General features: G+C 67.4%; 4 protein-coding genes and 1 pseudogene. 2 read left to right on the top strand and 3 right to left on the bottom strand.

Features of this window, described 5'->3' with window-relative positions:
• The coding region (locus AC1DZ6_RS21810) for an MFS transporter (RefSeq protein WP_477099221.1) at positions 1-432 on the bottom strand (432 nt) is incomplete at its 3' end.
• A 94-nt stretch (positions 433-526) separates the two neighbouring features.
• On the opposite strand from AC1DZ6_RS21810, the gene AC1DZ6_RS21805 reads away from it, so the two are divergent.
• Complete coding sequence (locus AC1DZ6_RS21805) at positions 527-901, top strand: L-rhamnose mutarotase (RefSeq protein WP_477099220.1); 375 nt, start codon at positions 527-529, stop codon at positions 899-901.
• 69 nt (positions 902-970) lie between these two features.
• A pseudogene (locus tag AC1DZ6_RS21800) lies at positions 971-1,276 on the top strand (DUF1244 domain-containing protein); the annotation flags it as partial.
• A 74-nt stretch (positions 1,277-1,350) separates the two neighbouring features.
• Here AC1DZ6_RS21800 and AC1DZ6_RS21795 read toward each other — a convergent pair.
• Together AC1DZ6_RS21795 and AC1DZ6_RS21790 are read right to left on the bottom strand one after the other, a co-directional pair.
• Positions 1,351-2,190, bottom strand: coding sequence for an outer membrane beta-barrel protein (locus tag AC1DZ6_RS21795; RefSeq protein WP_477099219.1), 840 nt, complete (start codon positions 2,188-2,190; stop codon positions 1,351-1,353).
• A 139-nt stretch (positions 2,191-2,329) separates the two neighbouring features.
• The gene (locus AC1DZ6_RS21790) at positions 2,330-3,358 is read right to left on the bottom strand and encodes an SMP-30/gluconolactonase/LRE family protein (RefSeq protein WP_477099218.1); all 1,029 of its coding nucleotides are present in this window, start codon (positions 3,356-3,358) and stop codon (positions 2,330-2,332) included.
• Between the last annotated feature and the right edge of the window lie 47 nt (positions 3,359-3,405).

The following is a 3,405-nucleotide window of genomic DNA, read 5'->3' as shown; positions in this document are numbered from 1 at the left end:
GGCCTGGGCCAGGTTGAGGCGCTGCTCGGCGCTGGCCGGATCGCCCAGCACGGTGATCAGCGGGTTGGCCGAGGTCTCCAGGAACGCCAGGCCCGAGGCCAGCACGAACAGGGCGGCCAGGAACCACGAATACTGCCGCGCCTCGGCGGCCGGATAGAACATCAGCGCCCCGGCGCCGAACAGCAGCAGCCCCACGATCACGGCCGCCTTGTAGCCGTAGCGGCGCATCACCAGCCCCGCCGGCAGAGCCAGGAAAAAGTACCCCAGATAGAAGGCCGACTGGACCAGGCCCGACTGGAGGTCGCTGAGGAAGAACGCCTTCTTGAGATGTGGGATCAGCACGTCGTTCAAGTTGTTGGCCACGCCCCAAAGGAAAAACAGGGTGACGATCAGGATCAGCGGCGCGAGCGCCGTCTTGCGGTGGTGTTCCATGGTCGCTTCCTCCAGCGCGGCCTGGTTGACCCGGCTCGCATTATCGGATGAAGTCATCATGGATGACGTGACGCGTCAAATATGAAAACGCCGAATGGCGGACGGGGAGGGAGCGATGTCGACCACGCGGCGATGCTTCACGGTGGATCTGGCCGATGAGACCGAGGCGATCGCGGCCTATCGGCGGTGGCACGCCCCCGGCGGTCCGCCCGCCGCCGTCCTCGAGTCGATCCGGTCGAGCGGGATTGTCGGGATGGAGATCTGGCTGAGCGGCAATCGGCTGTTCATGATCATGGGAATCGGCCCCGGCTTTTCTTCGGAAGCCAAGGCCGCCGCCGATGCGAGCGATCCGGCGGTCCAAGCCTGGGAGGCGCTGATGAGCACGTTCCAGCGGCCCGTCGCCTGGGCGGAGCCCGGCGTGAAGTGGGCCCCGGCGGAGCGGATCTTCGATCTGGGCGATCAGCCCTGAAGAGACTGCATTGCCGATCAGGCCGCGAGCCGCCAAATGGTGACGCACACGACAATGCGAGCCAGCGCCATGACCAACAAGATCGACGACCGTCTCGCCGCCGCCGCCTTCCACAGACTGGTCGAGCATCTGCGTCTACGGACCGACGTTCAGAACGTCGACCTGATGGGCGCGGCCGGCTTTTGCCGCAACTGCCTGGGCGATTGGGTGAGCGAGGCGTCCGAGGGGGCGTTGAGCCCGGACCAGGCCCGCGAGGCGGTCTACGGCATGCCGCAGTCGGAGTGGAAGGCGCGCCACCAGGGGCCGGCGACGCCCGAGCAGCTGGCGCGGATGGAGGCCAGCGTGGCGCTCAACGAACGCCTGCGCGCCGAGCGGGAAGCCCGGCTGGATGAGGCGCTGGAGGACAGCTTTCCGGCCAGCGATCCGCCGGCCATGACCGAGCCGGGCCGCTAGAAGGCGGCCTGGAGGAAGAGGGCGGGGCCCTTGAACTTGTAGGCCACCTCGCCGTTCCAGCGATCCTTCTCGATGTCGAGGTCGTAGTCGACATAGCGGTACATCACGCCGACCCCGACGTTCTTGAACAGGCGGTACGAGGCGCGCGCCTCGGCGTTGATCAAGCGGCCGTCATAATCCGACACCTTCAGCGAGAGGTAGTCGACCCGTCCGCCCAGCGACAGCCTGGGGGTCACCTGGTAGGCGCCGTACAGGCCCACCGTCGGCAGGGGGGCGAGCGCATCACGCTTGCGGTTCTGGGTCTGGACCGCGGCGGAGCCGACATGGCCCTGTCCTTCGAGGGCGACCGAGAACTGCGTGGCGTGCAGGCCGAGCGCCACGCCCAGATCAGCCTTGTCGTTGCGGATGAAGGAGTAGCCGACCGCCAGTCGATAGACGTCGGTGTCGAACTCGCTGGCGATGGTGGCGCCGGCGGGGAAGGTGACGTCGTCGAAGGTGATGTCCCGATTGGCGCTGGCCGAGGCGCTGCGGTTGAGGGCGTAGTATTCGCCGATGATCGACCAGTGGTCGCCGAATCGGGCGCCGGCGAAGAAGGCCGGAAGCGACTTGCGGTCCTTCAGCTTGAGGTCGGATTCCAGGTCGATCTTCGTGCCGACCAAACCGCCGCTGCCCGCGACCTCGACGGTGGTGTCGATGTCGGGCCAGAACGCCTGGGCCTCCAGCCAGTAGCGATCTTCGATGTTCTGAGCTTGAGCGGACGAGGCGAAGGCGACGAAGGCCGCGCCGACTCCCGCCCCCAACGTCAGGAAGCCGGACTTCGTGGACGATCGGGCCATGGCGTCTCTCCGCGTGCAGCCGTCAAGCTGAGCGTCGAAGGCCCGCGAACCAATCGGGAGAATTCTCAATTCGCCTCGGGATTTTACACCAGTGCGGCTGAGGTTTGTCCGGAGTTTGAGTCTCGATGGCGTCCCGCAGTCAGACCGCCAGCTTTTTCGCCTTCACCTTGACCCGGATCACGCGGTGGTTGGACGACATGTAGAGATGGCCGTCGGCGGCCAGCTCGCAGTTGGAGATCACGTCGTCGGCCCTGATGACGCCGATCCGCTTGCCGGCCGGGGTGAAGATCGAGATGCCGTCCTTGCTGGAGGCCCACAGGTTGCCGCCGCGGTCGACCTTCAGGCCGTCGCCGCCGTCGATGCCGCTGCTCGCGCGATCGACGAACTGGCGGCGGGCGGTCGGCGCGCCCTTGGCGTCCAGATCCCAGGCCACCCAGCCCGACTTGCGGTCGGTGGCGTACAGCGTCTTGCCGTCGGGCGACAGGCCGATGCCGTTCGGCTCGATGGTCCTGTCGATCAGCGTCACGACGTTGTCGGTCCCCAGGCGATAGACCCCGGAATAGTCGGTCTGGCGGTAGGGCGAACTCCAGTCGCCCTTCAGGCCCCACGGCGGATCGGTGAAATAGATCGCGCCGTCGCGGGCCAGGACCAGATCGTTGGGGCTGTTGAGGCGCTTGCCCTCGAAGCTGGCGGCCAGCACCGTCTTCTTCTGGGTCTTCAGGTCGATGCGCGAGATGCAGCGGTTGCCGCTGTCGCCGATCACCAGTCCGCCGCGCGCCAGGATCAGACCGTTCGAGCCGGCTTCGCGCAGGCTGTTCGTCTCCGGACCCGCGTAGCCGGACGGCGTCAGCCAGACCGCGCCGCCGCCGGCATTTTTTCCCTGTGGGGGCGACCAGCGCAGGATCTTGTTGGCCGGCACGTCCGAGACCAGCAGGAAGCCGCCCTGGCCGCCGACCCAGACCGGACCCTCGCTCCAGGTGAAACCGTCCAGCACCTGCTCGACCACGGCGTCGGCGTCGATCAGGGCGTCCAGGGCGGGGTCCAGCCGCTCGACCTTGCCGACCACGGGGTAGGTCTGCACGGCGGCGCTGGCCAGGGCCGGCGCGACGGTCAGGCTGGCGATGCCGGCGAGGGCTCCTCGACGGGTGATCTGCGAGGTCTGGCTCATGGGGCGGGGCTCCTGTCAGGGGATTCGTCGGCCGTTCCTTTGTGCCC

The organism is Caulobacter sp. P1_B12_2, assembly GCF_056406675.1.
Note: the sequence above shows the minus strand (reverse complement) of the source record. Positions and strands in the feature narration are given on the sequence as shown.

Bases quoted from the DNA above. Each gene is read 5' to 3' on its own strand.
- AC1DZ6_RS21805 (WP_477099220.1), top strand. From the start codon at position 527: ATGGCGGACGGGGAGGGAGCGATGTCGACCACGCGGCGATGCTTCACG.
- AC1DZ6_RS21795 (WP_477099219.1), bottom strand. From the start codon at position 2,190: ATGGCCCGATCGTCCACGAAGTCCGGCTTCCTGACGTTGGGGGCGGGA.
- AC1DZ6_RS21790 (WP_477099218.1), bottom strand. From the start codon at position 3,358: ATGAGCCAGACCTCGCAGATCACCCGTCGAGGAGCCCTCGCCGGCATC.